Origin of the sequence: Roseibium aquae (assembly GCF_008711285.1) — a bacterium.
Classification (GTDB): domain Bacteria; phylum Pseudomonadota; class Alphaproteobacteria; order Rhizobiales; family Stappiaceae; genus Roseibium; species Roseibium aquae.
The window spans coordinates 219,775-246,199 of sequence record NZ_VXDC01000005.1; the positions used below are offsets into that span (position 1 = coordinate 219,775).

Sequence of the window (26,425 nt, forward strand, 5' to 3'; positions counted from 1 at the left end):
GTACTCACTCGCCGAAACAATGACGAGATACTGTGTTGAATTGTGTTAAAATTCTATTTTTGTTGATTGGTCATCTGTTTTTTATTTCACAGGGCCGGTTGCTTATGTCTCTTTAATAAGTAATATTTACAATGGAGTATTGAATTTTTGCTCGGGCGTTCCCAAGATAACGGAACCCCACCCGCCGCAGGACCGGAGTGTATTCCTGCCGGCCGTCCGGACGATAGTGCAATTGCCGCCGGTTTCCGAGCGGGCCTTCGCATTGTTCGCCGAGCCATGACAACTCGGATGAATGCAGCCGGTCAGATCGGGAAGATGTGTCTGGCCGTACCGCCCTGCCAGTCCGCTGGTCCGGTGGTTCTCCGAGGAATTGACCTGAAGAATTCACGGCCCTGACGGCAATGTGAGGGCTGGTGAGCGCTCCAAATCGGTGCGGACGTTGACCGGGCCCTGCAATCGTGTCCTTGTGCAGAAGGATCCGAACGGGTGAAACGTGAGCGAACAAAACTCTCCCCATGGGCCGCTTGCCGGTCTTCTTGTCCTTGATCTGTCGCGCATTCTTGCCGGCCCCACTTGCACCCAGATCCTCGGCGATCTGGGCGCCGAGGTCATCAAGATCGAACGTCCAATGCGGGGGGACGATACGCGTGGCTGGGGCCCGCCATTCCTGAAGGACACAAGCGGGCAGGATAGCGGAGAAAGCGCTTACTATCTGTCATCCAACCGCAACAAGGCGTCCGTGGCGATCGACATGGCGGCTCCGGAAGGGCGCACGCTCATACAGCGATTGGCAGAAAAGGCCGATGTTCTTGTCGAGAATTTCAAGGTTGGCGATCTCAAACGGCGCGGGCTCGACTACGATACGCTCAAGGCGCGCAACGGCGGTCTGATCTATTGCTCGATCTCCGGCTTCGGTCAGACCGGTCCCTATGCCCACCGGGCCGGCTACGACTTTCTGATCCAGGGCATGGGCGGGATCATGTCCTTGACCGGATTTCCCGATGAAGACGGAGGCACACCGACCAAGGCCGGGGTCGGGATCGCGGACGTGATGTGCGGTATGTATGCCCTGTCCGGCATTTTGGCCGCCCTGCATCACCGGTCGCGAACAGGCAACGGTCAGTATATCGACATATCCCTGTTTGACTGCCAAGTGGCTTGGCTTATTAATCAAGGCGTCGCCTATCTGACAAGCGGCGACGTCCCAGGCCGTCTTGGAAACGGGCATCCCACCATCGTCCCCTACGACACCTTCCCCGCTCGGGACAAGAATTTCATCCTGGCTGTGGGCAATGATGGCCAATTCCAAAGGTTCTGCGATGTCGCGGGCGCCCGGCACCTTGCGGCTGATCCGTCCTTTGCGACAAATGCGGACCGGGTCAGAAACCGGCAGGCTCTGGTTCCGCTGCTTCGTCAGATTACCGTCACGCGCGATGCCGGGCAGTGGATCTGCGACCTTGAAGCCGCCGGGGTTCCGTGCGGGCCGGTCAATGATCTGGCGGACGTGTTTTCGGACCCGCAGGTTGCGGCCCGCGGCATGCGGATCACCGTGCCCCATCCCGTATCCGGGTCACTCGATTTGATCGGCTCTCCGCTTAACATGAGCGAAACACCGGTCACCTACCGGTTCGCGCCGCCAACCCTCGGGGCTGATACGGGGGATATCCTCAAACGCCACCTTGGGCTGAGTGGGGACGAATTGGCCCACTTGAGCGCAGAAGGCGTCGTCGGCCTCGGCTCGCCTGCCCTCAGCTGAACGTCTCAAAAAATGGACCCTGTCATGACAATAGGCGCCGATATCATTGCTGCCAAGCTGCACGCCGCCGGATGCCGGCACGCGTTTGGTATCCCGGGCGGCGAGGTGCTTGCCTTGATGGGCAGCCTCCATCGGGCCGGCCTTCGTTTTGTGCTTGTGAAGCACGAAAATGCGGGAGGCTTCATGGCCGAAGGCGGATGGCACGCGGATGGTGCGCCCGGTGTTCTGCTGGCCACCCTTGGGCCCGGCGTGGCCAATGCGATCAATGTCGTGGCCAATGCCTGGCAGGACCGGGTGCCGCTTGTCTTTCTCACCGGATGCGTCGATGCCGCGGATGCGCAGACCTACACCCATCAGGTGTTCGATCACCAGCAACTGCTGCGGCCCATTGTGAAGGCAAGTTTCTCGGCAACGCTTGGGGCCCTTGACGTGATGATGGAAAAGGCGCTTGCCATCGCCCTGGAAGGGCAGCCAGGACCGGTGCATATCGACGTGCCGATACGGGTCGCGGAAAGCGAAACGCCGGAGGCCTGGACAAACGGGTTCCGGAGCGCTCCGGCGATCAGCGTACCTGCTGACGACAGCAATCTCCGGTGGGCCTGCAAACTGTTCGAAGATGCTGACAGACCCATTGCGATTGCCGGTGTGGACGCGGTGAATGAAGACGCCGGGGCGGCCATCAGTGCGTTTTGCCGGACTTTCCACGTTCCGCTTCTGACGTCCTATAAAGGCAAGGGTCTGCTGGACGAAAACGATCCGCTGGCGCTCGGCGGAGCAGGCCTGTCGCCGAAGGCGGACGACCTGTTACTGCCTCTTGTGCGGCAGAGCGACTGCATCCTGCTGCTGGGATATGATCCGATTGAAATGCGGATCAACTGGCGGGACCCCTGGCCCGTGGATGCGCCGGTCATCGATATCTCCCCGGTCTTGCGCACCCATGGCATGCACGAGGTCAAGGTGTCCCTTCGTGGCAGCATCAAGAAGACCCTGCCGATTCTGGCGGCCGCACGCCAGGGGGAGCATTCATCCTGGGCCGGCGGCGAACCAGTGGCCGTGAGATCCAAGTTGCAGGCGGCATTTGCCCCTGAGCCGGAGGGTTGGGGGCCGGCGACCGCCTTTCACACCTTGCGCCAAGTAATGCCGGATCAAACCGTGGTGACAGCCGACAGTGGCGCGCACAGGATCTTGCTCAGCCAGATATGGTCCTGTTCAAGTCCGCGGGGTCTGCTGCAATCCTCAGCCCTGTGCACGATGGGCTGCGCCTTGCCGCTGGCGATGGGACACAGGTTGGTCAGCGGCTCCGGGCCGGTGCTGGCCTTTGTCGGCGATGCGGGGCTGGAGATGTGTCTTGGCGAGTTGTCCACCCTCCGCGATCTCCAGATCCCGGTCATCATCTGTGTCATGGTTGATAGCAGCCTGGCCTTGATCGAATTGAAGCAGCGCAAAAGTCAGCGCCCGAATGTCGGGGTGGATTTTGGAGAAACCGATTTTCCTGCCATAGCAAGGGCTTATGGCGGCGCCGGTGTGTGGGTGGAGACGGCGCAAGACCTGAAAAGAGAGGCGGACCTGGCCCTCAAGCGCGACGGCTTTACGATCCTGGCGTGCCGGATCTCGAACCGGGCCTATGACAACAAGTTCTGACGCTGTGCTGTAAACGCGTTGCGCGGCGCCTGCGCATTAACCCGGAATGTGAATAAGGCGCATATCTGCTTAGTTAGAAATAGAAACGAAGTAAAAACCTGTCATGATTTGCCCTATTATCTCGTCCGGACGGGAAATGGCGATGTTTCGATCCGGTAAGGGGTAAGTCGCTGGTAAAACGGACAGTGTGAATTCTGTCTGCCTGTGGCTTTCTCCGGATTGTGTACCCTGAAGGCGGGGGGCTTCGGTATGGAAGCACTGGACAGGGATTTCGAACCCGTTCTCGACGAAGGCGACTTTTTGCGCCTCGTGTCGCTTGTCAGGTCCCATTGCGGATACATTCTGTCCGATCGTCAGAAGGACGGATTGTGCCGGCGGGTGTTGACCCGGCTGGAAGCGCTTGGTCTCGACAGTTTCGCGGATTACTGCGCCTATCTGGTGCAGGATACCGATGGCTGTGAGATGGGGCAGTTGATCGGCTGGATGCGCCACCAGTCCGCAGGTTTGTTTGCGGATGCGCAGCAAGTGAAATTCCTGGCTGAATGGTTGACGATCTTGGCGAAGAAACGCGGTCCGGCTTCGCGCATCCGGATCTGGGTGGCCGGTCCATGGGCCTGCGAAGACGCCTATACGCTTGCCATGGTTGCCTCGGCCTACATGAAAAACCTCTCCCGGTACGATTTCCGAATTCTGGCCACCGACCTGGATGAAACCCGCATGGCCCAAGGTCAACAGGGTGTTTTCCGGACACAGGAGGTGGACAAGGTGCCGGCGTCGCTCAAGGCACGGTGGCTGACCCGGACCTCTGATATTCATATGCAGGTCGACACGGGGCTGCGTGACTTCATCGATTTCAAGCAGTTCAATGTCCTGAACGATCTTCCGGTCAAACGCGCGTTCGATGCGGTCTTGATGCGCCGGGCCATGCCGGATCTGGAACGGCCGCATCGGATGATCATCCTGCGGAAATTCCGCGACCGGCTTCTCGACGACGGGCGCCTTTATCTGTCTACGAACGAAGGGCTGGCTTCCAACCAGTGGTTTGAAGCCATCGGTCCGGGCATGTTCAAGAAACGCACACGGGTGTTCCACCGGCTGCGGCTGGTCTGAACAGCGCTAGTCCCGACAGGCAGGTGAGGAGGCCATCCGGCTTGCGGCATGGTCCCAGACCAGTTTCTGGGCAAGTGTATTGTCGGCAAGCCGGACGCGTTCGGCCAACAACTCCCCGCGCGCCTTTGAAAGCTGGGCCATGCCAGCTCCGCTTGCGGTGTCGATGGGCGTCAGGCTCCCATCCGGGGCATATCCGAAGAGCGCGTCCGGAAGTGCCGGCGAATGAATATAAAGGTGGTCTTCGGAGCGGTGGCACATGACTGATTTGTCCCTCGGCTCGGCCCCGGGTGTGAGGTTTTGGGGCTGAACCTCAAGGTTCCGGAAATCATACTCCCAAAGGGCCGATTGGCGCCAACGGACCGGCGTCTGCCCGCTCAAATAGCTTTTCAGACTGCATCCATCTGGAACATGATCCGGTGCCAGGCCCCAGATATCCAGGAGGGTCGGGAAGATATCCGCGGCAGACGTGAAGGCATGCACCCGGTTCCCCGTTACCCCGCCCGGCATGCGGATGATGAGCGGAATATGATAGCTTTCTTCGAAAATGCCGCCTTTGCCGACCATGTGGTAGTCCCCCATCATCTCCGCATGGTCGGAGGTGAATATGACGACCGTGTCCGCCGACATCCCGCCGGCGTCCAAGGCCGCGAACAGGCGTCCGAGCTGTGCGTCCACCTCGCTGATGGCACCATAGTAAAGTGCGCGCAGACGCATGAAATCCAGCGGATGGAGGTCTTTCACCAAGCCTTCTCCGCCCGGAAAATGACTGGAGAGTTTCCGATGCTCGAGGATGGCCCTGGACAGCGGGTGCAGGCCCGCGGCCGCTTCCAGGGTGCCGGGTCCGCGGAACGGCGGGCCGGCCGCCGGATCGTAGAAAGCGTGATAGGGCGCCGGCTGCGTCAAGGGCGGATGCGGCGAAATGAAGGACAGATGAGCGAACCAAGGCGTATCTGAGGCCTGACGGCCCAGCCACTCCAGGAACGCGTTCGCCAGAAATGCGGTTTCGGTTTCGTTCGCCCCATAAACTGTGGGTTCAAGGGACACCTTGTGACCGTGTTGCGGCGCCACGTTGTGGATGGTCTCCAGCTGCTGGAGATCGTATCCGCGGCTTGCCAGCCAAGCCTTCCAGGGAGCGCCGTCTTCCGGCAGGGCCTGGCCCAAAGTGAACCCTGGCAGCACCCCTTCGTATGTTTGGAGCGCCGGATCATGGGGGTCGTGAACCCTTGGGTCCGGGGCCGTATCCGTATAGCCGAAGAGGGTTGGCACATATCCGGCGCGGCAACCCGCCTTGGCAATGTTGTCGAACCGGTCGTCCAGGGGCGCGCCGTTCCAGATCACACGATGGTTCATCTGGTAAAGCCCGGTGTAAAGGGATGCCCGGGCCGGTGAGCATGGTGCCGTGGTGGCATAGTGGCGCTCGAACACCGTTGCCGTTTCGGCGAAGCGGTCGAGGTTAGGGGTTCGCACGGTCGGGTGGCCGACGGCTCCAAGACAGTCACCGCGCCATTGGTCGGCGGTAATCAGCAGGATGTTCGGGCGCATGGCTTTGTCGTTTCACTCGGCTTCGAGCTGTTCAATGAGTGCCGGCAAATCGGCGACGGTATCAATGACATGGTCTGCGCCGGCGGCCTTGAGATGGCGGGTGGCGTTCTGGCGGAGCGTTTCCCGTTCGAATTCAGACAGTTCAGCCAGTTGCTCCGGTGTTTTGCCGGCAAAATTACCGGACAGGGCTAGGCCAACGGTCACGCAGCCCGCAGCAACCCCCTCGGCAATGCCGGGTTCGGTGTCATCGACCTTGATGACGGCGCTGGGCGGATAAACAACCAGGTCGACAAAGCACTGATACATTCCAAGGGGTCCCGGGCGGCCTTCAGGCAGGTCGTCGGCACAAACCAGATTGTCCGGCTCATAGCCTTGCTCCTTTGCGACTGGCAAAACCCGTTCCATGATCGACCGTGTGTATCCGGTCGTCGATCCGATCTTCAAACCTTTTGCCCGCAAGTGCGCGACCACGTCGGCCGCGCCCGGCACAAGATCGGCAAAGTCGGCCACGACCTCCTCGTTCATCGGTACGAAGACCTCATAGACCTTGTCGACATCGTCATCGGTGGGAAGGTTGCCGTGCCGGGCTTGCCATTGGCTGGCAATATCCGGGTCGTCCATCATGGCGCGGATATGGTCCCATTTCGGCTTGCCCATGGGGCCGCGGGCCTGCTCGATCGTCGCCGTCACACCAAAGCGCTCGAAAGCTTTCACGAACACGCCCATCGGCGCAAAAGATCCGAAATCGATCATCGTTCCGGCCCAGTCGAAGACTACGGCTTTAAATTTGCTCATCTTGTTCTCCTTATCCGTAGAGGTCGGCGATGGTTTCCTCACCAATCGCAAAGGCGGTGGACGCACCACAGCCGGCCGTGACCATGACGATGCGGGTGGCGTCGTCCGGCTTGTCGGTCAGCCGCCAGCGGTTTGGCGAAGAGGCATAGGTCCCCACCCATGTCTCGGTGAGGTCATAGGGGCCAAGATCCAGAACGGCCTCCATTTCCCGAAGGATCAGATCATTGACCGCCTTGTCGATGAACGGATCGGGCGTGTCCGAATAGTGATGGCTATCCCCAACGACGAGGCTGCCGTCGGCCGATTGCACGGCAATAAGGTGGATCCCGTTGTCGCGAAAGTCGGCCATGTCCCGGTCGAGGCGGGTCTTAAGGGCCGCGGCTTCGGGCAGTTCCGCATAACCGAGATAGCGGGCGAGGCCCAGATCGGACATGACCGCCGTGCCCAGGTCCACGGGACGCTGCGGGGTCACGCGAAGCATTTGCAGTTTGCACCGGGTGACCTGATAGGGGGCGATCCGGTCCGCAAACAGAGTGATCCGGTCATCGCCCGGACAAACGACAACCGTCTCGGCGGCCAGCGGACCGCGCGATGTGTCCAGCCTCGGCGTGGAGACAGCGTGGACACTGGTTTGCCAAAGAAAGTCGACCGCGTGCACCTCTTCGAGCCAAGCGGCCAGACGTGGCAATGCCTTTCGCGATTCGACGCGCACCTCATGGGGAGAATAGAGAGCGGTGGAAATGGCGTCCCGGCGCAGGGCCGAAACCCGCTCGCACGCCTCAGAGGGTGTGAGGCGATCGCAGCCCGTGCCCATCTCGGTCTTCAGGAAGGCGTCGATCACGGATTCGGATTCCGGCAACCGGGCTGTCATCGTCATGCCCCGCTGCAGGACAGGAATTCCCGCCTTGTCCGCAACGTCCGCCCAGATCTGGCGGCTGCGGGCGGCCTTGTTCCAGCAATCGCCGGCTTGTTGACCGGTCACCGTGACAAAACCGAAGTTGCGAATGGAGGCTCCGTTGGCCGATGCGTCGCGGTCGATCACCACCACACGCTTTCCGAGTTTGGCAGCGGCGAGGGCGTGGGCGAGGCCGACAATGCCCGCGCCGACAATGGCGACGTCGTAAGGGGTCTTGGTCATTCAGTTTTGGCTCTTGGGGCGTGTGAAGTTGAAGTCCTCGGCATAGTGACAGGCAACGAAGTGATCGCGCTCGATTTCCCGCCACTCGGGGACATTCGCCGAGCATCGCTCGGTTGCATAGGGGCAACGGGTTGAAAACCGGCAACCGGTCGGTGCGTCCAGCGGATTGGGAATCTCGCCTTGAAGCTTGATCGGATTGAATGCCGCATCTGGATCTGCCCTCGGGACAGCGGACAAGAGGGCATATGTGTAGGGATGCTTGGGCGAGAAGAACAGCTTCTCGGTCGGAGCGTACTCGGCGAACTTGCCGACATACATGACGGCAACCCGGTGGCTCATCTGTGCGACAACGGAAAGATCATGGGCGATAAACAGGAAGGCAACGCCCATCTCGTCCTGAAGGTCTTTTAAAAGGTTGACGATTTCGGCCTGGATCGAAACATCCAATGCCGAAACGCTCTCGTCGCAAACCACGAAGTCCGGCCGGGAGACCAGGGCACGGGCGATACAGATGCGCTGCCGCTGACCGCCTGAAAAGGCATGGGGAAACCGGCGCAGGTGCTCGAGATTCAGCTTGCAGCGTTCAGCGATGTCCCGGACCCGTTCGTCGATGGCGGCGCGATCGGTCATCATCCCCGAAGCAACCAGCGGTTCGGCGATGATGTCGCGGACGGTCATGCGCGGATTGAGCGAGGAATAGGGGTCCTGGAACACCAGGCTCATTTTGCTGCGGAAGAGCCGGAGCCGGTCCGCGGCCATGGAAGACAACCGAACGGGGCCCTCGGAAAAGACCATGTTCATGTGCTGCCGGAATTTTCGCAGGTCTTCTCCCCCGATGTTTGCAAGATCGGTGTCTTCCTTCGGCGTATGGAAAATCACCTCGCCGGAGGTCGGGTCAATTGCACGCAGGATCGCGCGGCCGACGGTTGTCTTGCCGGATCCGGATTCGCCGACCAGCCCGACCGTTTCCCCGCGTTTGATGGTGAAGCTCACGTCATCGACGGCGCGAAGCTCCTGGATGTCTGATCCGAACAGTTTTTTCTTCCGAATGGGAAAGCGCACTTCGAGGTTGTTCACTTCGATCAGAACCGGACGGGTCATGCGGCGTTCCTCGCATCCTGGTCATGTAGCCAGCAGCGCACGGCGCTGGTCTGCGACACGGCAATCTCGCGCGGCGGTTTCCGGTCGCACACACCCGCGATCGCGTCCGGGCATCTGGTGTGGAAAGGGCAGCCTGAGGGCCGTTCGCTAGGGCTCGGAATATCGCCGGGGACCGGGTTGAGGCGCTGCTGCAGCGTGTTGATGCTGGGGATGGCCTTGAGAAGGCCTTGCGTATAGGGGTGTTTGGGTGCCCGCAGGACGTCCCGGGTTGCGCCGCGTTCGACAATGGTGCCGAGATACATCACCGCAACTTCATCCGCGATCTGGGCGATCACGCCGAGGTCATGGGTAATGAAGATCATCGACATCCCCAGATCCTGCTGGAGTTCCCGCATCAATTCGAGCACTTGCGCCTGGATCGTCACATCAAGCGCCGTCGTCGGCTCGTCGGCGATCAGGAGAGCCGGCCCGGCCGACAGCGCCAGCGCGATCATCGCCCTTTGACGCATTCCGCCCGACATCTCGTGGGAATATTGGTCAATCCGATGGGCGGCATTGGAAATGCCAACCCGGTTCAGCATGTCCAACGCGATCGCGCGCGCTTCCCCTTTGCCCACGCCGCGGTGCAGACGGATCGCCTCCATCATCTGGTTTCCGACCGAGTAGACGGGCGAAAAACTGGCCATCGGTTCCTGGAAGATCATGCCGATTTCCCCGCCGCGCAACCGGCCCAACTCCCGCGAGCTCGGCTTGAGGCTATGGATCGCCAGCTCATGTCCGGTCTTTGTGCGGTACAAGATCTCGCTCTCGGGCGAAAGCTTGGCATTGCCGGGCAGCAGCCGCATCAGGGCCTTGGTCGACACCGACTTGCCTGATCCGCTTTCTCCGACAATGCCGAGTGTCTTGCCCTGAGGCACGAAAAAACTCACATCGCGCACCGGCGTGATCCGGCCCTCGTCCGTATCAAAGGAAATGGACAGGTTTTTGACGCTGAGCATGGCCGGTCTCCTATCGGGCTTCGCTGTAGGGGTCGGCAGCGTCGCGCAGACCGTCCCCGATCACGGTGAAGGCAAGGACCGCGACCACGACAAAAGCGGCCGGAATGAACAGCCAGGGCGTCTGCTCGATGACCCGGACCGATTGCGCCTCTTGCAGCAAAACGCCCCATGAGACGGTCGGCGGGCGCAGGCCGAGGCCCACAAAGGACAGCGCGGTTTCCGCGAGAATCATGTAGGGGAAGGAAATCACCAGATCGACGATAATGAAACCGGTGAAACTGGGCAGCATATGGTGACCGATGATCCGGCTCGGACGGGCGCCGGCGAGCCTGGCGGCCACCACATAGTCCTCCCCCCGGATCGATAGCAACTGCGAACGGATCCGGCGCGCAAGCGTGGGCCATCCGAACAACCCCAGGATCAGGGTCATTGTGAAATAGACTTGGGTGGTCGACCATTCCTTCGGCATGGCGGCCGACAGACCCATGTAAAGCGGAATGATCGGGACCACCCGGACAACTTCGGTCCCGCGCTGGATGACGTTATCGGTCATGCCACCGGCATAACCGGCCACGCCGCCGATCATCAAAGCCAGGACAAACGATATGAGAACGCCAAGAACGCCGATCGAAAGCGATGTTCTTGTCGCGTAAACGGTCCGCGAGAACACATCCCGCCCGAGGCTGTCCGTTCCCCAGATGTGAAGCTTGGCATCCGGGTCGTCCAGGCCGAACAGGTGGCGGTTGGTGGGAATGAAACCCAGAAGCTCGACATCTTCGCCGGCTGGGAAGAGAACAACGTAGATCCGGCTTTCCGGATCAGGAACCGAAACCGAGCGGAGGGTCACTGGGTCCCGCTGCGTCGTCACCCCATGGACAAACGGCTGCCAGGAGCAACCATTCTGGTCGCAGAACATCGGGATCTGCGGCGGGCCGTCAAGATACCGGGCGTCGCGGGTTGTCGGGCCGTAGGGGGCGACGAACTCGGCGAAGACCCCCATCAATGCCATTAGTCCCAGGATCGCACTTGCAATCATCGCGGTGCGGTGCCTGCGGAAGCGCCACCAGATCAGTGTCCATTGAGAAGCGGAGTAGTATTTCAGGCGCTTCTGCCGCTCGCGCTCGTCGGCCGTGTTGAGCTTGTCGGGCGTCACATCGCTCATGCTCAGGCTCCCAATTTGATCCGCGGATCCAGCCATGCGAGCAGGATGTCCGAGATGAAATTCATGAAGACGATTATGAAGGTCAAAAGCAGCAGGATTGCCCCGGCGACATACATGTCGAGATCGAGATAGGCGCGCAGGAGCAATTCACCGAGCTCCGTCAATCCGAGCACGGCGGCCACGATCGGCAACTCCGAAAAGATCCGGTTGACATCAAAGCCGATGGTGGAGACGACCGGATTGATCGCCAGGCGGGCCGGATACTTCCAAAGGAGTTTGCCCTCAGGTACGCCGCGCGCCCGAGCGGCGGTCACGGACAGCCGGTTCAACTCGTCCGACATCGTCGCGCGCATGGTCTGGATCTGATAGGCGACGGCCGACCAGGCAAGGACAACGGCCGGTAGCCACAAATGCGCGACCAAATCCCAAAGCTTGGCGAGGGACCAGGGCGCATCCTTGTACTGGGACGAAAACAAGCCGCCAATATCGGCCTCGAACCATCGGTTCGCAAAATATAGAAGAATGAGCGCCAGCAGGAAGTTGGGCAGGGCCAGCCCCAGATAGGAGAAGATCGTCAGTCCGTAATCCGCTGCCGATCCGCGCTTGACCGCCGCGTAGATCCCGATTGGGATGGAGATAACGTAGGTGATGATGAGGGTGGTGAACAGGATCGCCAGCGTCAGCCAAACCTTGTCGCCGATCACGTTGACAACCGATGTTTCGAACGCGAAGGCCTGCCCGAAATCGCCGTGCAGGACAATGCCGCCGATCCAGTCGAAGTATCGCACCACCATGGGCTGATCGAGACCGAGCTCGACACGAATGGCCTGGACATCGGCTTCCGTGACGGAGACGCCGGTCCCTGAATACTTCCGGAACGCATACCGGTCGGCATAGTCTCCGGGGGGCAATTCCATGATGACAAAGACCATCATCGATACAAGCAGCATCGTGATGGCCATGCCGACCAGGCGTTCAAGCACGAAACGCAGCATCGGACCTCTCCCCGCACGCGGGTTTCTACCGCCACTCGACGCGGAACTTGCTGGTTCCGCTTTCAACCGACTGAAATCAGCGGCCCGGATCGCCTGCGAGCCTGCCTTTCAGCGCGGGGCCATCCGGATCCGGGGCAAAAGCCGCCCCGGACCCGGTCTGTCAGTTTCTGTTTACTGGTCCAGGAACCATTGCTGGGGCCGGTATGGATAGGTCCAGTAATAGTCGTAGGCTTTCGCTGTCAGAGGCGGAACATTCTTGAGCGCGTTCGTGTAAACGTAAGGCTCCGGGATCTCCGAGACGACGCCGATCTTGATCATGTTGTCCAGATGGATCTTCATGATCTCCGCGCCGAGCTCGTTGCTTTTTTCCGAGCCGAGCGGATGCTGGGTAAACTCGGATGCGGCTTCGAAAAGGCGCTTGATGTCCGCCGGCGGCTCAATGCCCTGTGCGCCGTTGGTTTCGATCCATCTTGCCCATTCGGCATGGCCTTTCGGATTGAATGGATCGCCCGGGAACAAGGCGTCGGTTGCGTCCTGGCTGATATTCGGGCCCGATACGCCGTCATTCTTCCACGTCATCAGATCAACGTCGTTGGAGTTTGCGGCGGCGCGGTATTCGTCGGAGGTGACCTCGCGGACATCCACCTGAAGTCCGAGATCCGACCAATAGCCGGCGGTCAGTTCGTGCAATTGCGACGCGGTGCCCTGGCTTGCAAAGACGATGCGGACTGCGAGCGGCTTTCCGTCCGGGCGTTGGCGGATACCATTGCTGCCGCGGGCAAGGCCCATTTCGTCCAGCAGCGCATTTGCCTTGGCCGGGTCGTGGTCGATGAAGACGGACAGGTCGTCCTCGGACAGGAACGGCACGGTGACGTGCTCGGCAGCGGCCGTCTGCAATGGTTTGCCCTGGCCGAGATAGACGATCTCGTTGATCTCGTCGCGGTTGAGACCCATGGACAATGCCTGGCTGAAGCGCGGATCGGCGAAGATTTCGCGCAAGACCGGGTCCTTGTGGGTGCGGTTGAAGCTGTAGAAAGGGGTCTGGCCAAGTGTCGGGGCAAGAGCGGCCGTATAGTTGCCTTTCGCCTCGTTCTCTTTCAGCAGGGGGAAGTCATTCAGCTGCATCGCCTGTTGTTTCCAGGTGACGTCGCCGTTCATGATCCGCAGGTTCACGACTTCCCGCTCGGGAACATATTCCTCATTGATTTCGGAAATGTAGGGCAACTGGTTCCCGACCGTGTCGACCATGTGGAAATACGGGTTGGCGACAAGTCTCCGCCCTTCCGTGTTTTCCTCGACAACGATGTGGGATTCCAGTGTCGGCTTGACGGCCACGCCAATGGCATTGACCTTTTCGCCGTCCTTCATCAGCGGCGAGGGGACGTCCTTCCAATCGGAATTTCCATAGAAGAAGTTCACAGCGTCCGCCTCGTTGGCAAAGCCGTGTTCTGCGCGAAGGGCCGCCGCATCAGCATTGTACTTGTCCAGATACTTGCCGAGGAAGTGCTTCGGCAGGAATGTCTGGCCGTAGTCGATGGCCCAACGGTTGAGGATATTTGGCTGGGCGACCGGGAAAGTGAACTTCACGGTGGTCGCGTCAAGCGCTTCGACCGTCGCCGGCTTGCCGTCGAACAGCCAGCGGCCCGGAGCCTTCTCGATGACGTTCGGGTTCATCAGCACGTCATGGTACCAAAAGGTGATGTCTTCGGCCGTGAACGGCGCGCCATCGGACCATTTGTGACCCTCGCGCAGTTCAAACGTCAACTCGGTGAAATCATCATTCCAGGACCACGACTTGGCGACGTTCGGCACGATGGTCTGCAGGTCGTCGGAATACCGCACCAGATTGACGTGACGGATCGAAAGGAGGTCGGAAGTCCCGGATTCGGTCCCGCGTGACAGACCCGTGATCGTTCCGCCGTAGCTGCCGATAGTGTCGTAGGGCACCACGACCAATGGTTCGGCCGGAAGGCGCTCGGCGACATCGCCAAGGTCACCATTGCCTGTGATCCGGCTGTTCAGGTCGGCAATCGCCGGGTTTTGCGAGAAGGTGAGCGCACAGGCGGCTTTCTCTTCGAATTCCGCCAGTTCAAACTGCTGCGGATAGTCGGTGGACAGTCCCTGCATGTCTGAAACAGTGACTGGCGGGCAGTTTGCGAGTGCAGGGCTGGCCAATACGGCCAGGGCAGCGCCCGACAGAAGAACAGATTTGAACGGCATAGCGAAGCTCCCTGAAAGGAATGACAGCGCCGTCTATAAGCCGATCTTGTATAACGATTTTATGAAAAACGCATATTTATAATATTTAATTATAGATTAACGGTTGACACAGAAGTGTCAAATACCCTGCGGAAGCGTTCTCATGAAGGCCTGCACGGCTGCGACGCGCGCCATGTCCTTCTGGCACACCACGAAATGGGTGGCCGTTAATGCCGGATCATTGATGGGGACGGGCACACAGCCGTCCCTGTCCGAAATTTCCGCTTCCATGGCAACGCCGAGGCCAATACCCGACCGGATGAGGCTGGCGATGGATCCCCATGACCCCAAGGCCAGGATCGTTTTCGGGACTGCCCCAGCGACTTTCGCTGCGCCGTCGAAGATCTTGCGGGTTCCCGAAGCTCCCTCCCGCTGGATCAGGGGAACGCCTTCGACATCTGCCCAATCGATCGGACTTTTCTGGGCCAGGGGATGATCGGGCGGAGCGGCCAGGACGATCCGGGTTGTCACCAGTTTCTGACCGGCCAACTGGTTCGGGATCTCCTTGCCCGTTATGAAACCGATATCGATCAAACCTTCATCCAGCAGATCCAGCAGGTCTTCTGTCGCCATGGCGCGCGCTTCAATGGCCACATCCGGGTGGAGCGACATGAAATGGGAAATCCGGGGAATAGCCAACTGATAGGTTGAATAACCGATCCGCAGTTCCCCCGCGGTCAGCGTGAGATGGCTTTCCAGATCCCTTTCCAGATCGTCACATAGCGACAGGACGGCCCTGACCCGGGGCAAAAGTCCGCTGAGTGCCGCCGTCGGGGATGTTGTGTACCCGGACTTGGAAACCAGCCGGGTTTTGAAACGGCTTTCGATTGCTTGAACCTGGTTGGATATCGAGGGCTGCGAAACGCCGAGTTCCTTCGCGGCCGCGGAGAAGCTGCCCGTGCGGGCAACGGCCTCAAGGGCGCGCAATTGGCTCAAGCTCAATTTCTTTTGGGTCATGGGGCAAAACTCTACCGGAACCAGTAAGCGGAAACCGTCCGTTCTCCTATCTCATGGCCGCAAGTGGTTTGAAAGAATTTCCGCCCCAGGCGCCCGATCCGGTCTACGTTGGAAGGGGTGCGGCGCTTGCCGATTGTCTTGTGGACCCGGGCCGGTTGTCCGCTTATGTTGCGCCCGCGAAAAAACGTCAACGAACACAACACCGGAAAAACCGGTGCCGGGAGAAACGCACATGCTGGTCTGTCCGACCAAGGAGGAAATCCGGGCGCTCGCGGCTGGATACAGGCGCGCGCGCCGGTCCATCGCGCTGGTCCCCACAATGGGCTATCTGCATGACGGCCATCTAGCTTTGGTCGAAGAGGCGAAGCGGCGCGCCGAAAAGGTCATCGTGTCGATCTTCGTGAACCCGACCCAATTCGGCCCGAACGAGGATTTCTCGACATACCCTCGGGATACCGACCGGGATCTCGCGCTGTTGCGCGAGCTTGATGTCGACGGTGTCTTCCTGCCGGATGCGCAAGAAATGTACGGGGAAAATGGCGGCACTTATGTGGATGTTCCCGAGCTCTCGGGGATCTTGCAAGGCGCTTTGCGGCCCGGTCACTTCCGTGGGGTGGCAACGGTGGTCACCAAACTGTTCAATGTGGTGCAGCCCGATGTTGCCGTGTTCGGGGAAAAGGACTATCAGCAGCTCACGCTCATACGGCAAATGGTCCGGGATTTGGACATGCCGGTTGAGATCGTGGCGCATCGGACAGTGCGCGAGCCGGATGGTCTTGCGATGTCCTCGCGAAATGTCCGGCTGACAACAGGGGAACGGAGCGGGGCGCCGGTCCTGAGCCGGTCTCTGGATGCGGCACGACAGGCGGCCGCCGACGGGAAGACCGTTTCGCAGATCAAGGCGGTGATCGAATCCGTTTTGCGCACGGCGAGCCTTGGCAAAGTCGAAACCATCGACATCCGGGATGCCGAAACCCTGGGCGAAGCCGACGAACTCCTGGAACGGCCGGCCGTCATACTGTTGGCGGTCCGGTTCGGGACTGTTCTGCTGATCGATCAGGCGGTGATCCAGGCCGCCGGTTGATCCTGCCCATACCTGACATGAAGCTGAAACACGAGATCGAGCGATGAGCGCCCAAAAACCAATTCGCCGGGTCACCGTCCCGCAAATCCGCGTCCGCAAAGGCGGGGAACCGATTGTGTCCCTGACGTCCTATCACGCGCACACGGCGGCCATCGCTTTGCCGGACAGAAGCGCTATCTGATTGGGTTCTGCGCCGTGTATGGCGAAGATTTGAAAACAATCAGGGGGCGCTGCCAATGTTCAAAGGCTTTCTGGGGCCGGTGCTTGCACTGGCCCTTTTCACGGGTCCGGCGCTTGCAGGAAGCCCATGGAAGACATGGGTCGTGGATGAGGCGGTTCCCGGAGATCTCGCTGTTGGCCGGATATGGTCCGTTGGGTCGCAGTCCTTTGTCTCTGCCAGCGCCATGCTCGCCGATTTGAGGACCGCACGGTTCGTTTTGGCCGGAGAGGTTCACGACAATCCGGTGCATCACCAGCTTCAAGGCTGGATTGTCGATAAACTGGCATCGGGAACCGGCCTTCATTTGGTGGTCGAGATGCTGTCGGCGGACCAGGCGCCCGCGCTGGAGAGTTTCGCCCGCTTGCCGGACCGGACGCCGGACTCCCTTGCCGAAACGGTCGACTGGCAAAACAGCGGCTGGCCCGATTTTGACATCTACGCTCCGGTCTTCGAGGCTGCGTTGGCGGGCGGAGCCGTGCTTGCTCATGGCTTGCCAGGGCGGGCCGCAACCCGGGCGGTGAGCCGCGCCGGCTTTGATGCGCTGGATCAGGGACTTCTGGAAAGTCTGCGTTTGTCGGTGCCTTTGTCCACGAAAGCGGACGAGGCGTTGAAGGCGGAGATTCAATCGGCCCATTGTGACCTTTTACCGGTCGCTGCCTTGCCGAATATGGCCGCCGTCCAACGCTACCGCGACGCCTATCTTGCCGATGCGCTCCGGCAGACACCGGACACCGGCCCGGCTGTGCTGATTGCAGGCAATGGTCATGTGCGCAGGGACCTGGGCGTTCCCCTTTATCTGCAGGCGGCGGACGGACGGGTCCTGGCGGTGTTGATGCGGGAGGTGGACCCGGAAATGACGCGGGATGAAGCCGTTGCCGCGCTATCGGACAGCCCCGCCGACTATGTCTGGCTGACGCCAGCCATCGAACGTCCCGACCCGTGTGCGGCTTTGCGGGAGCGGTTTGGTAAAACCGCTCCCGCACCTGTGGACACTGATTGACTGGCGTGGTCCCCGATGCGCTCTGCTACGCTGCGGCGGCAAGCTCGTCGGCTGCGACGGATGCCCAGGTCAGGTTACCGGTATAGCGCTGCGCCATCCGCCCGTGATCGTCGAGGGCGAACAGGTGCAGCCAGCCGTTGTCGAACAGGGCGCGGACATCCGGATGCCTGTTCAAAATGTCGGTCATCGCCGATACGGGCGCCTCGATGCAGACCGACAGGCGCAGCGGTTCGTGGATGAACTCCGTTCCGTCATGAACCGACTGCCAGGCAAGACCTGCGCGCAACGGGCCGCCATTGCCCTCAAGCACGCCAAGCCCGCCGACCACATTGTGCAGCAGCTTGTTACCGGACCCGAAAACCTGCGGGGCCACTGTGGAGCCGTAATACTGCAGGCTGATCCAGCTTGCCACGACCACCGGAGCGGTCATGATCAGTTCCAGAACCGGATAGCCGTTCGGTTCGTCCAGGTGCCAATCGTAGTCATGCAGGAAAGCCCTGCCCTCGAGTGACTTGCCGCTGGTCCGCGAGCGTGGGGCGGCGATGAACCCCTTGCACCGCGCGAGGGCCCATTCCGGCCGGGTTTCCGCCCAGTCCTTGGCGCGCTTGGCGATATCCTCCGCGGAGGTCGAGCGGGGCAGGGTTTTGGAGCGTTCGCCACGCGCGACCCGGCCGGCTTCGGCAAACCAGGTGCGGGCCTGATCGAGCGCCTGTTTCGGCATCCGCGGTCCCAGATCCTGATCGTACAGGGTCATGGTGTCGGTCGTGGTGTCGTGAAGAGCGCCGATGAACACCGTATCGCTCGGGATGACAATTCCCCTGCCGGCAAGACCGGTGCGAACGGCTTTGTCGTTGAGCAGGCTCGCAAGAAGGCGGGCGTTGACTTCGCCGGAATAGCCCCCGCACGCGCCGCAATGCAGACCGCTTTCATGCGGGTTGTTGACGACATTGGCGCCGTGACCTGCCAGGACGATCAGCGGAGCAAAGCCATCCGTCAGCGACATGGCCCGCAACACTGTTTCGGCGGAAGCAATCTTCGTCGCCTCGTCCAGTGACGGATCGAATTGTGGTTTCGGAGCTGCCGCCTTGTCCTTGTCGCCCCTCCCCAGAGCGCTGAGCGCCAATTTGCCGGCGTAGATCGGCCCGGCCGCCTCGACAAAGGCAAAGGACGAAACAGCGGCTTGCTTGAACCGGCCCCAGGCCCGGACGGCTCTGGAGGCGATCCTGTTCTGGTGATCCTTTTTCTGGCTTTCCGCGTCATGCGAGCAGGCCGAAGACGTGACCGTAGGGTTGAGGAGAACCGGCAGCCTGAGTTCCTCAATATCGGAGGCGAACTCCTTGTGATTGGCGAACACACCAAAGAACCCCGCAAAGCCGAGCGTGCGGATCGACGGGTTGACCGCTTCGAGCGCCCGCCGGAAAACCTCCGAGCGGACATCGATGCAGAACGCCGCCTGGAGCGACGGACGCGCATTCGCCGTTTCGGCCGTCATTGGCTGCCCCAGCCGCGCAGACAGATCCCGCTGCTGGGCCCGTTCCGCGGCGCACTGGAAGATCTCGTTGATAATCAGGTCCGGATCCGCGGCGAAGGATTCCGCATGCGCTTGCTGGATGTCGCACCAGGCATCAGCCACTTCATTCTTATATTGCCGGAAGAGCGCCAGCTCGAAGAACAGCCGGATGCTGAGCAGATCGGTCAAGGTTCCATCCGTCCGACCGGCGAGTTCCGCTTTCCACAACAGGTGCCGTGCGTATTGCGCCCATCCGCCAGTGGTCAGAAGTAACTGGTGGAAATAGTTTTCCAATGCGTCCGGCGACAGATCGAGTTCCCGCGCCGCGACGGCCAGCGCATCTGCCGTCAGGTTCGGGGCATCGGAGACCTGGGATCCGAACTGTTTCAATCCCTGGATCTCCGGCGTCAGATCGTGAGTGGCATAGGCACGCCAGCTTGACCAGGCGGTCTTCCGCTTCGAGAGCCCCCAGAGGGCCTGCCCCTCGTCGAAGTAGCTGCCGGCCCATACGCCGATGCGGTCCGCGATCAATCCAGTCCAGTCCGTGCCACTGATTTCTGAGGCAAGGTCGGCCATGGTTGGAAGCGGTGCCCGGCATGCCGGCGTTGCATCGAGTGCGGCTTTCAGGGCTTCGATGCTGTCGGGCTTGCCGGCATGGATCGTGGACCCGAGCGCCGCTTCCAGGTCAAAGTCCGTGATCGCGCCGGCTTCGATCTGTTTTTTGTACCAGCTGCGCGGCATGGTTACCGGAATGTCCGCGATCCGGGCAAGCCGTGTGCCGGCTTCAGCCAGCGTTTCGCCGGTTTGGCCGAGGAAAGGATTGACGGCGACAGACGAAGCAAGCGGCCAAACGGGCGGGATCATCCGGCCGGCGTGATCGGCTGCCGCACGCAGCGTGGCCCGGTCGAAGTCGAGGATATCGAATTGTTGGGTCATATCGGATCTCCAGGTTCAGGCGGGCCGGATCAGGCGTTTTGTTTCTTTGACCAACCGCCAATCAGGCGGTCGAAAGCGGTGTTCAGGTAGAGGCCGTTGGCGATATGCACACGCAAAGCGGCGGCAGTGGGATGAGACGACCAGAGCGGAAGCAGGGCTTGGGCCAGGGCGACCCCTCCGAAGCTGACGACGGCCAGGATGATGACAGCCCATTCGAGATTGTCCGGTGCCGGAGGCGGTGGAACCGTGCCTTGCATGACGAAGGTTGCGCCGGTTTGGAGCGCGAAGTAGCTCACGGACGCGGCCAGGGAATAGATCAGCGTTCTCAGCGTCAGGTCTTTCGGCGCGGCATCGGCCAGACCCTGGGCAATCAGGTAGGCGACACCGAAGATCAGGATCGCGCCCAGGGCGATGGCCTGAGGAGACTTGCCTGCAAAACCGAAGGCAAAACCGATCGCCAAAAAGATACCGATCGCCAGGGCGAAGGCCTTGCCGACCGCGGCGGCATTGGGAATGGCGACAGGTCCGGGCTTTTTCGCCTCTGTCACCGCATTCACCGCCGTTCCCGACGAGAGGAAGGCATGAGCCTTGTAGAGCGAGTGTGCCACGATGTGCAGCAGGGCAAAGGGAAACAGCGCCAGACCGCATTGCAGGATCATGAAGCCCATCTGGGCAATGGTGGACCAGGCGAGCGAGGTTTTGACCGCGCTTTGTGTGAGCATGATGAGCCCGCCGAACAGGGCGCTCAGACCGCCGACCAGAGCCAATGCGGCCAGGATCCCAGGCGCCTGGATCATGACATCGGCAAACCGGATAATCAGGAAACCACCGGCATTGATCAATCCCGCATGAAGCAGAGCCGAGACCGGCGTCGGAGCCTCCATGACCTCCGTCAGCCAACCGTGCAGCGGGAGTTGCGCGGATTTCAGGATTGCCGCCAATGCCAGGAAACCTGTGGCGAACAAAGCTTCCGCGGGAACCGAACCCGAACGGGCGGCATCCAGGATCGTCGCGATGTTCTGGGTGCCGTAGCCGATCGCAAGCAGGATCGCGGCGACAATCAGCGATGCATCCGCCGCGCGGGACACGAGGGTCTTTTTCCGCGCCGCCCGTTGGGCGCCCGGCCGCTCGGGATAGAACAGCAAAAGCCTGTGCAGAAACGCGCCCGCGAGCATCCAGCCGGCGATCAGCTGAAACAGAGTTCCGGCGGTGACCAGAAAGAGAACGGAGGCAAGGGCCCCGGACATCAGGCCCATGAAGGCACCTTGCCGTTCCTCGCCGTCCAGATACGTGGCTGAGTAGCGCAAGACCACCCAACCCACGAACGAGACCAGAACCAGCATGGTCACGCTGAGGGCGTCGAGTTTGACCTGAAAACCGGTTCCGAATACGCCGAGCAAAACACTTTGGCCCGGACCGGAGGTGAACAGCAGGATGGCGCACAAAATGGAGATGCCCAAAGCGGCCAGGGCCGCAATCTCGCCGATCCGCATGGACTGGGTGGTGAGCCGTCCCGGTTGGCGGGAATACAGAAGAGCCGCGGTTAGAAAACTCAGGGGGGCAAGCAGCGGGAACAGGTTGAGTAACATGCGTTGGTCCTCGGAATGTGTCGTGAGGACGCAATTACCCTGATGAGAATGTTTTAAAAAATAGATTGTTTATCACATATCGTTCTATTAATAAGAACGATATGGCGGATCTCAATTTCAAGCACCTGCGTTATTTTCAAATTGTCGCCCATGAAGGCCATCTGACACGGGCTGCGGAGCGGCTGAATGTTTCCCAATCCGCGTTGTCCTCACAGATCCGTCTGCTGGAGGACCGCCTCGGGCAGACCCTGTTTGAGCGGCGTGGCCGGGCCCTTCATCTGACGGAAGCCGGGCGTATCGCCCTGGCCCATGCAGACCGGATCTTCTCGGCTGGCGATGAATTGCTCGCGACACTCAAGCAGACGGGGCGGGCGCGTCAGGCTTTGCGCATCGGAGCGCTCTCGACCCTGTCGCGAAACTTCCAGCTGGGCTTTTTGAGGCCGGTTCTGGGCCGGGTGGATGTCGAAGTTGTGTTGCGGTCCGGAAGCGCGGCGGAGCTCTATTCGGCGCTCGAAGCCTTGCAACTGGATCTTGTGCTGACGAACACGCCGCCGGAAGCGGACGCGTTAACCCCCTTCGTTGTCCACGCCCTCGACCAGCAGCCCGTCAGTCTAATTGGTGTTCCGGCGTTATTGCAGGAACAGAAGGGCATCGAGGATTATCTGGCCGTTGGTCCGCTCATTCTGCCGACCCGGGCAAGCGGGGTTCGTGTTGGTTTTGACTCGCTAATCGCCCGCATGGATCTCACGCCCTCCATTGCGGCCGAAGTGGATGACATGGCGATGATGCGTCTTTTGGTGCGCGAGGGCAGTGGCCTGGGCGTTCTGCCTCCGATTGTGGTGCAGGATGAACTCGAAACGGGGGCGCTTGTCGAGGCAGGCATACTTCCTGGCCTCGTCGAACGGTTTTACGGCGTCAGCATTACCCGCCAGTATCCCAATCCCCTTCTTGCGGAACTCCTTTGAACCTTGCGAAATCATATACTTAAGAATGGTTCTAAAGTTGAGGCAAATAGTCCGATTTTTCTTGACCCATGGGGTGGATCGGATACTTGAGTGTGCGGGTCATAAATGATCCGCCATAAATTCATCAAGGGAGACACCCATGCCGACCTTTTGCTCTACCATCGCGCGCGCCGGCCTGGCCGGTGCTATGCTGCTCGCAGCGTCTCCACTGGCGCTGGCTGCCGGTGAACTTAACCTCTACTCCTCGCGCCACTACGACACGGACGACCGGCTTTATTCCGAGTTCGAGGATGCGACGGGGATCACGATCAACCGGATCGAAGGCAATGCCGACGAATTGATCGCTCGCATGGAAGCCGAAGGTGCGAACAGCCCGGCCGACATCTTCCTGACCGTCGATACCGTCCGTCTCACCCGTGCCAAGGACCTCGGCCTGCTTCAGCCGGTGGAGAGCGACGTTCTGGAAGCCGCGATCCCGGCGTATCTTCAAGATGATAACAATCAGTGGTTCGGCTTTTCCCAGCGGTCCCGCATCCTGTTCTATGACAAGAACGACGTTGAGAACCCGCCGCTGACCTATCAGGATCTGGCGAAGCCGGAATATGCCGGCAAGGTCTGCATCCGCTCGTCCACCAACGTTTACACCCAGAACATCGTGGCTGCTCTGATCGCCCATTTGGGACAGGACGCGGTCCAGGACTGGGCAACAGCCGTGGTTGGCAACTTTGCGCGTGACCCGCAAGGCGGGGATACCGATCAGCTCCGCGGCATCGTGTCGGGTGAGTGCGATATCGCCATGTCGAACACCTACTATTTCGCCCGCGCGATCCGCAAGCCGGTGGATGGGCTGTCCGACAGCCTCGACATGATCGGCTGGGTCTTCCCGAACCAGAACGACATCGGCGCGCACATGAACATCTCCGGTGGCGGTGTCGCAGCGAATGCGCCGAACAAGGAGAACGCGATCAAGTTCCTCGAGTATCTGGCATCCGAGCAAGCCCAGCAGTACTTCTCTGCCGGCAACGACGAATATCCCGCCGTGCCGGGCGTTGGTCTTGCCCCGTCCGTCGCCCAGCTTGGCATTTTCCGCCCTGATGTCATCGATCTGGCGGACATCGCCGACAACATCGGTGCTGCGCAGACCGTTCTGAACGAGGCTGGCTGGAAGTAAATTCCTGGCGGATCCCATCCGCACCGAGCTGAAAGACCCTCCCGCCTCGCCGGCGGGAGGGTTTTTTGTTTGCCGGGACGAACAGATCGGCCAGTGTTGACGAGGTTCCGATTGAACACCCAAAGCCGCTTCAATCGGTATCCCGGAAGCTCTCAAAGTAACGGGTCCGATGGATTTATGGAGCTGAACGGGGCGGGGCGGGCTTTTTCGCCAGGGTCCTGCAAAGCAGGATCACCGGGATCAACCCAACCGCAACGATCACCAGCGACGGGACGGCCGCCCCCCCTAGCCGCTCATCCGACGCCAGTCGATGCGCTTGAACAGCCAGCGTGTCGAAGTTGAACGGGCGCATGATCAGCGTTGCGGGAAGTTCCTTCATGACATCCACAAAGACGATCAACAGCGCGGTCAGCACCGAGGGCATGAGCATCGGCACATGAACGCGGCGCAACATGCTGGCGGGAGAAGCGCCCAGTGTCCTGGAAACGGCGTCCATGTTCGGATTGACGGTTGCAAGGCCGCCATCATACGTATTCAACGCCGCGGCCATGAAGCGCACCACATACGCCATGGTGAGGACGGTTATGGTTCCGGTAAAAATCAGGCCGGTATCGATGCCGAACCAGGATTCGGACAAGGCGTCGATCCAGTTGTCGAGCGCGGCGAACGGCACGAGCAGGCCGACCGCAATGACGCCGCCCGGCACAGCATAACCGATGCGGGCGATATATGTCGTTGCGGAAGACGTCGGGCCCGGAGACAGTCTGCGGTGGAATGCGATGACAATCGCGGCGGCGACCGTGACCAGGGATGCGACACCGGCCAGCATGATCGAGTTCTGAATGAAGCCGATGTACCGGCGCGACAGCAGGTTTTGTTCGGACCCGAGGGCCATTTCGAACAGCACGATGAGCGGCAGCAGGAAGCCGAAAAGGACCGGAAAACCGCAAAAGGCAAACGCACCCCATTTTGCCCATCCACGCAGGGTCACCGGCTCGATACGCTCGAACTTTTTCCCGGCTCCGTGGCTGCGGGCAGCGCCCCGCTGCATGCGCTCCAGAATGGCCAGGAACAAGGCGAACATCAGCAGGCACAAGGCCAGTTGTGCGGCGGCGCCCCGGTCCGCCAGGCCAAACCAGCTGGTGTAAATCCCCGTGGCGAAGGTCTGTATTCCGAAGTAACTCACGGTTCCGAAGTCCGCGATGGTTTCCATGACGGCGAGCAGCACGCCGCCGGCAATCGCGGGCCGGGCCATGGGAAGCGATACCCTCCAGAACGCTCCCCACCGGCTTTGCCCCATGGACCGGGCGGCCAAATGAGCCGTCGCCGATTCTTGCAGGAATGCGGCGCGCGCCAGCAGATAGACATATGGGTAGAGCACCAGGGTCAGCATCAGCGCCGCCCCCTCGATGCTGCGGATTTCCGGAAACCAGTAGTCCCGGGGTCCCCAACCGGTGAAGTCCCTTAAAAAGGTTTGAACGGCTCCCGGATGATCCAGGAAGTCGGTGTAGGCATAGCCCATCACATAAGCGGGAAAAGCAAATGGCAAGGCGAGCGTGATCTCGAAGACGCGAACGCCCGGAAAGCGGGCGGTCGTGACCAGCCATGCCGCGCCCGTTCCGATGATAGCCGTGCCGATCGCCACCAGGATCATCAGGGCGAACGTCGTCAGAGTGTAGCGCAACAACACGGTGTCGGCCAACTGCACCACCGTGTCCGTTGACCCAAGCAGCGCCGCAACGAGCACGGCAATCATCGGAAGAAGGCAAAGGCCGGCTGCGCCGATGGCTCCTGTTCTCAGCAGACGTTCGGAAAAGGAGAGGGTCCGGCTGTACGGTTTCGGTTGAGATGCCGGATGGGATTCGACAGCGGTCAGAAGGAGGTCCCCCGAAAAATCTGGTTTGTTCCCAACCTCATCTGCAAGGCCGCCGGCTATGGTTTGGGCCGTCCTGGCCGTCCGTATGCACTTTGATCGAAAACAGGCGTCTAAGGTTCAGGTTTCGGATGTTCTTGGCAAACTGCAGCCCGTGCGTCAAGCGCGGCGCTGCCCCATGGATGGAAAGGCAAGCCGACAAGGCGGTTTCCGGCCCATCGCGGACGGTAAGAAAACAAGATTACCTTCGGTGAATACCCCCAGACGGCATCATACGTGGTTCAGCCTAGTTTGATTTAAGTCACAGCTGATCACGGCCTTTGAGATAGGTTGACATACGTTGACGAGGCGCAAGCAAGGCGCCATCCGCCTGTCAGGCCAGGGACGTTGGGTTGATACCGTGATGTTGAGCAAACCGTTTCTCACGACACATGAGATTGCCGAACTCTTGAAGGTGGGCGAGCCGACTGTGCGCACCTGGATCCACAACGAGGATCTTCGGGCGGTGAAGCTTGGCAGGGAGTTTCGGGTCTCGGTCAAGGATCTGGAGGCCTTCGTCGAGGAGCGCGCGACGCGCGCACCAAGTTGGCGGTCCCCAGCCTGACCAAAATCCTGATCTTCAA

At 60.6% G+C, this 26,425-nt stretch carries 20 protein-coding genes and 1 pseudogene; 9 read left to right on the forward strand and 12 right to left on the reverse strand.

Annotation, left to right across the window (positions count from 1 at the left end):
• The first annotated feature begins 493 nt into the window (after window positions 1-493).
• The 3 genes from F0184_RS09870 (at window position 494) to F0184_RS09880 (ending at window position 4,507) form a co-directional block, all read left to right on the forward strand.
• Window positions 494-1,756, forward strand: a complete 1,263-nt coding sequence (locus F0184_RS09870) for a CaiB/BaiF CoA transferase family protein (RefSeq protein ID WP_150496012.1) — start codon at window positions 494-496, stop codon at window positions 1,754-1,756.
• Between the two features lie 24 nt (window positions 1,757-1,780).
• Complete coding sequence (locus F0184_RS09875) at window positions 1,781-3,397, forward strand: thiamine pyrophosphate-binding protein (protein ID WP_150496013.1); 1,617 nt, start codon at window positions 1,781-1,783, stop codon at window positions 3,395-3,397.
• A gap of 249 nt (window positions 3,398-3,646) precedes the next feature.
• Window positions 3,647-4,507 (forward strand): CheR family methyltransferase, encoded by an 861-nt coding sequence (locus F0184_RS09880; RefSeq protein ID WP_150496014.1) that lies wholly within the window; start codon window positions 3,647-3,649, stop codon window positions 4,505-4,507.
• Between the two features lie 6 nt (window positions 4,508-4,513).
• Here the strand turns inward: F0184_RS09880 and F0184_RS09885 are convergent, their stop codons facing one another.
• The 9 genes from F0184_RS09885 to F0184_RS09925 form a co-directional block, all read right to left on the reverse strand.
• The gene (locus F0184_RS09885; protein ID WP_150496015.1) at window positions 4,514-6,049 is read right to left on the reverse strand and encodes a sulfatase-like hydrolase/transferase; all 1,536 of its coding nucleotides are present in this window, start codon (window positions 6,047-6,049) and stop codon (window positions 4,514-4,516) included.
• A 12-nt stretch (window positions 6,050-6,061) separates the two neighbouring features.
• Entirely contained in the window at window positions 6,062-6,844 is a 783-nt protein-coding gene (phnX, locus tag F0184_RS09890; RefSeq protein WP_150496016.1) for a phosphonoacetaldehyde hydrolase, read from the reverse strand.
• Between the two features lie 10 nt (window positions 6,845-6,854).
• On the reverse strand, window positions 6,855-7,982 hold the full coding sequence (locus F0184_RS09895; RefSeq protein ID WP_150496017.1) for a TIGR03364 family FAD-dependent oxidoreductase: 1,128 nt from the start codon (window positions 7,980-7,982) through the stop codon (window positions 6,855-6,857).
• A complete protein-coding gene (locus tag F0184_RS09900) occupies window positions 7,983-9,083 on the reverse strand; it encodes an ABC transporter ATP-binding protein (protein WP_150496018.1) in 1,101 nt (366 codons plus the stop codon).
• The gene (locus F0184_RS09905) at window positions 9,080-10,081 is read right to left on the reverse strand and encodes an ABC transporter ATP-binding protein (protein ID WP_150496019.1); all 1,002 of its coding nucleotides are present in this window, start codon (window positions 10,079-10,081) and stop codon (window positions 9,080-9,082) included. Before F0184_RS09905 ends, F0184_RS09900 begins: the two co-directional genes overlap by 4 nt.
• Before the next feature lie 10 nt (window positions 10,082-10,091).
• Entirely contained in the window at window positions 10,092-11,243 is a 1,152-nt protein-coding gene (locus tag F0184_RS09910) for an ABC transporter permease (protein WP_150496020.1), read from the reverse strand.
• Window positions 11,244-11,245: 2 nt separating this feature from the next.
• Window positions 11,246-12,238 (reverse strand): ABC transporter permease, encoded by a 993-nt coding sequence (locus tag F0184_RS09915; RefSeq protein ID WP_208998413.1) that lies wholly within the window; start codon window positions 12,236-12,238, stop codon window positions 11,246-11,248.
• A gap of 171 nt (window positions 12,239-12,409) precedes the next feature.
• Entirely contained in the window at window positions 12,410-14,458 is a 2,049-nt protein-coding gene (locus F0184_RS09920) for an ABC transporter substrate-binding protein (RefSeq protein ID WP_150496021.1), read from the reverse strand.
• Between the two features lie 117 nt (window positions 14,459-14,575).
• Window positions 14,576-15,454, reverse strand: a complete 879-nt coding sequence (locus tag F0184_RS09925; protein WP_150496022.1) for a LysR family transcriptional regulator — start codon at window positions 15,452-15,454, stop codon at window positions 14,576-14,578.
• Window positions 15,455-15,686: 232 nt separating this feature from the next.
• Here F0184_RS09925 and panC point away from each other — a divergent pair, with 232 nt between their 5' ends.
• The 3 genes and pseudogenes from panC (at window position 15,687) to F0184_RS09940 (ending at window position 17,758) form a co-directional block, all read left to right on the forward strand.
• Window positions 15,687-16,538, forward strand: coding sequence for a pantoate--beta-alanine ligase (panC, locus tag F0184_RS09930; protein ID WP_150496023.1), 852 nt, complete (start codon window positions 15,687-15,689; stop codon window positions 16,536-16,538).
• 43 nt (window positions 16,539-16,581) lie between these two features.
• Window positions 16,582-16,692 (forward strand): annotated as a pseudogene (locus F0184_RS09935) (3-methyl-2-oxobutanoate hydroxymethyltransferase); the annotation flags it as partial.
• 82 nt (window positions 16,693-16,774) lie between these two features.
• Window positions 16,775-17,758: a ChaN family lipoprotein gene (locus F0184_RS09940; RefSeq protein ID WP_150496024.1), complete on the forward strand. Its 984-nt coding sequence runs from the start codon at window positions 16,775-16,777 to the stop codon at window positions 17,756-17,758.
• Between the two features lie 25 nt (window positions 17,759-17,783).
• Here the strand turns inward: F0184_RS09940 and F0184_RS09945 are convergent, their stop codons facing one another.
• Complete coding sequence (locus F0184_RS09945; protein WP_150496025.1) at window positions 17,784-20,204, reverse strand: YbcC family protein; 2,421 nt, start codon at window positions 20,202-20,204, stop codon at window positions 17,784-17,786.
• 29 nt (window positions 20,205-20,233) lie between these two features.
• Window positions 20,234-21,793 (reverse strand): proton-conducting transporter transmembrane domain-containing protein, encoded by a 1,560-nt coding sequence (locus F0184_RS09950; RefSeq protein ID WP_150496026.1) that lies wholly within the window; start codon window positions 21,791-21,793, stop codon window positions 20,234-20,236.
• A gap of 101 nt (window positions 21,794-21,894) precedes the next feature.
• Between F0184_RS09950 and F0184_RS09955 the strand changes: the two genes are divergently transcribed.
• Together F0184_RS09955 and F0184_RS09960 are read left to right on the forward strand one after the other, a co-directional pair.
• Complete coding sequence (locus F0184_RS09955; RefSeq protein ID WP_150496027.1) at window positions 21,895-22,758, forward strand: LysR family transcriptional regulator; 864 nt, start codon at window positions 21,895-21,897, stop codon at window positions 22,756-22,758.
• 139 nt (window positions 22,759-22,897) lie between these two features.
• Window positions 22,898-23,929 carry an extracellular solute-binding protein gene (locus tag F0184_RS09960; protein ID WP_172972066.1) on the forward strand — a complete coding sequence of 344 codons (1,032 nt, stop codon included), beginning with the start codon at window positions 22,898-22,900 and terminating at the stop codon, window positions 23,927-23,929.
• Window positions 23,930-24,104: 175 nt separating this feature from the next.
• On the opposite strand, the gene F0184_RS09965 is transcribed toward F0184_RS09960, so the two are convergent.
• Window positions 24,105-25,637 (reverse strand): ABC transporter permease, encoded by a 1,533-nt coding sequence (locus tag F0184_RS09965; RefSeq protein WP_244299098.1) that lies wholly within the window; start codon window positions 25,635-25,637, stop codon window positions 24,105-24,107.
• Between the two features lie 568 nt (window positions 25,638-26,205).
• On the opposite strand from F0184_RS09965, the gene F0184_RS09970 reads away from it, so the two are divergent.
• On the forward strand, window positions 26,206-26,406 hold the full coding sequence (locus F0184_RS09970; RefSeq protein WP_150496029.1) for a helix-turn-helix domain-containing protein: 201 nt from the start codon (window positions 26,206-26,208) through the stop codon (window positions 26,404-26,406).
• Window positions 26,407-26,425 lie beyond the last annotated feature (19 nt).

Excerpts from the sequence above, each read along its gene's own strand:
- F0184_RS09905 (WP_150496019.1), bottom strand. The coding sequence starts at position 10,081 with ATGCTCAGCGTCAAAAACCTGTCCATTTCCTTTGATACGGACGAGGGC.
- phnX (WP_150496016.1), bottom strand. The coding sequence starts at position 6,844 with ATGAGCAAATTTAAAGCCGTAGTCTTCGACTGGGCCGGAACGATGATC.
- F0184_RS09940 (WP_150496024.1), top strand. The coding sequence starts at position 16,775 with ATGTTCAAAGGCTTTCTGGGGCCGGTGCTTGCACTGGCCCTTTTCACG.
- F0184_RS09920 (WP_150496021.1), bottom strand. The coding sequence starts at position 14,458 with ATGCCGTTCAAATCTGTTCTTCTGTCGGGCGCTGCCCTGGCCGTATTG.
- F0184_RS09875 (WP_150496013.1), top strand. The coding sequence starts at position 1,781 with ATGACAATAGGCGCCGATATCATTGCTGCCAAGCTGCACGCCGCCGGA.
- F0184_RS09925 (WP_150496022.1), bottom strand. The coding sequence starts at position 15,454 with ATGACCCAAAAGAAATTGAGCTTGAGCCAATTGCGCGCCCTTGAGGCC.
- F0184_RS09945 (WP_150496025.1), bottom strand. The coding sequence starts at position 20,204 with ATGACCCAACAATTCGATATCCTCGACTTCGACCGGGCCACGCTGCGT.
- F0184_RS09895 (WP_150496017.1), bottom strand. The coding sequence starts at position 7,982 with ATGACCAAGACCCCTTACGACGTCGCCATTGTCGGCGCGGGCATTGTC.
- F0184_RS09915 (WP_208998413.1), bottom strand. The coding sequence starts at position 12,238 with ATGCTGCGTTTCGTGCTTGAACGCCTGGTCGGCATGGCCATCACGATG.
- F0184_RS09955 (WP_150496027.1), top strand. The coding sequence starts at position 21,895 with ATGGCGGATCTCAATTTCAAGCACCTGCGTTATTTTCAAATTGTCGCC.
- F0184_RS09950 (WP_150496026.1), bottom strand. The coding sequence starts at position 21,793 with ATGTTACTCAACCTGTTCCCGCTGCTTGCCCCCCTGAGTTTTCTAACC.
- F0184_RS09970 (WP_150496029.1), top strand. The coding sequence starts at position 26,206 with ATGTTGAGCAAACCGTTTCTCACGACACATGAGATTGCCGAACTCTTG.
- F0184_RS09960 (WP_172972066.1), top strand. The coding sequence starts at position 22,898 with ATGCCGACCTTTTGCTCTACCATCGCGCGCGCCGGCCTGGCCGGTGCT.
- F0184_RS09880 (WP_150496014.1), top strand. The coding sequence starts at position 3,647 with ATGGAAGCACTGGACAGGGATTTCGAACCCGTTCTCGACGAAGGCGAC.
- F0184_RS09910 (WP_150496020.1), bottom strand. The coding sequence starts at position 11,243 with ATGAGCGATGTGACGCCCGACAAGCTCAACACGGCCGACGAGCGCGAG.
- F0184_RS09900 (WP_150496018.1), bottom strand. The coding sequence starts at position 9,083 with ATGACCCGTCCGGTTCTGATCGAAGTGAACAACCTCGAAGTGCGCTTT.
- F0184_RS09885 (WP_150496015.1), bottom strand. The coding sequence starts at position 6,049 with ATGCGCCCGAACATCCTGCTGATTACCGCCGACCAATGGCGCGGTGAC.
- panC (WP_150496023.1), top strand. The coding sequence starts at position 15,687 with ATGCTGGTCTGTCCGACCAAGGAGGAAATCCGGGCGCTCGCGGCTGGA.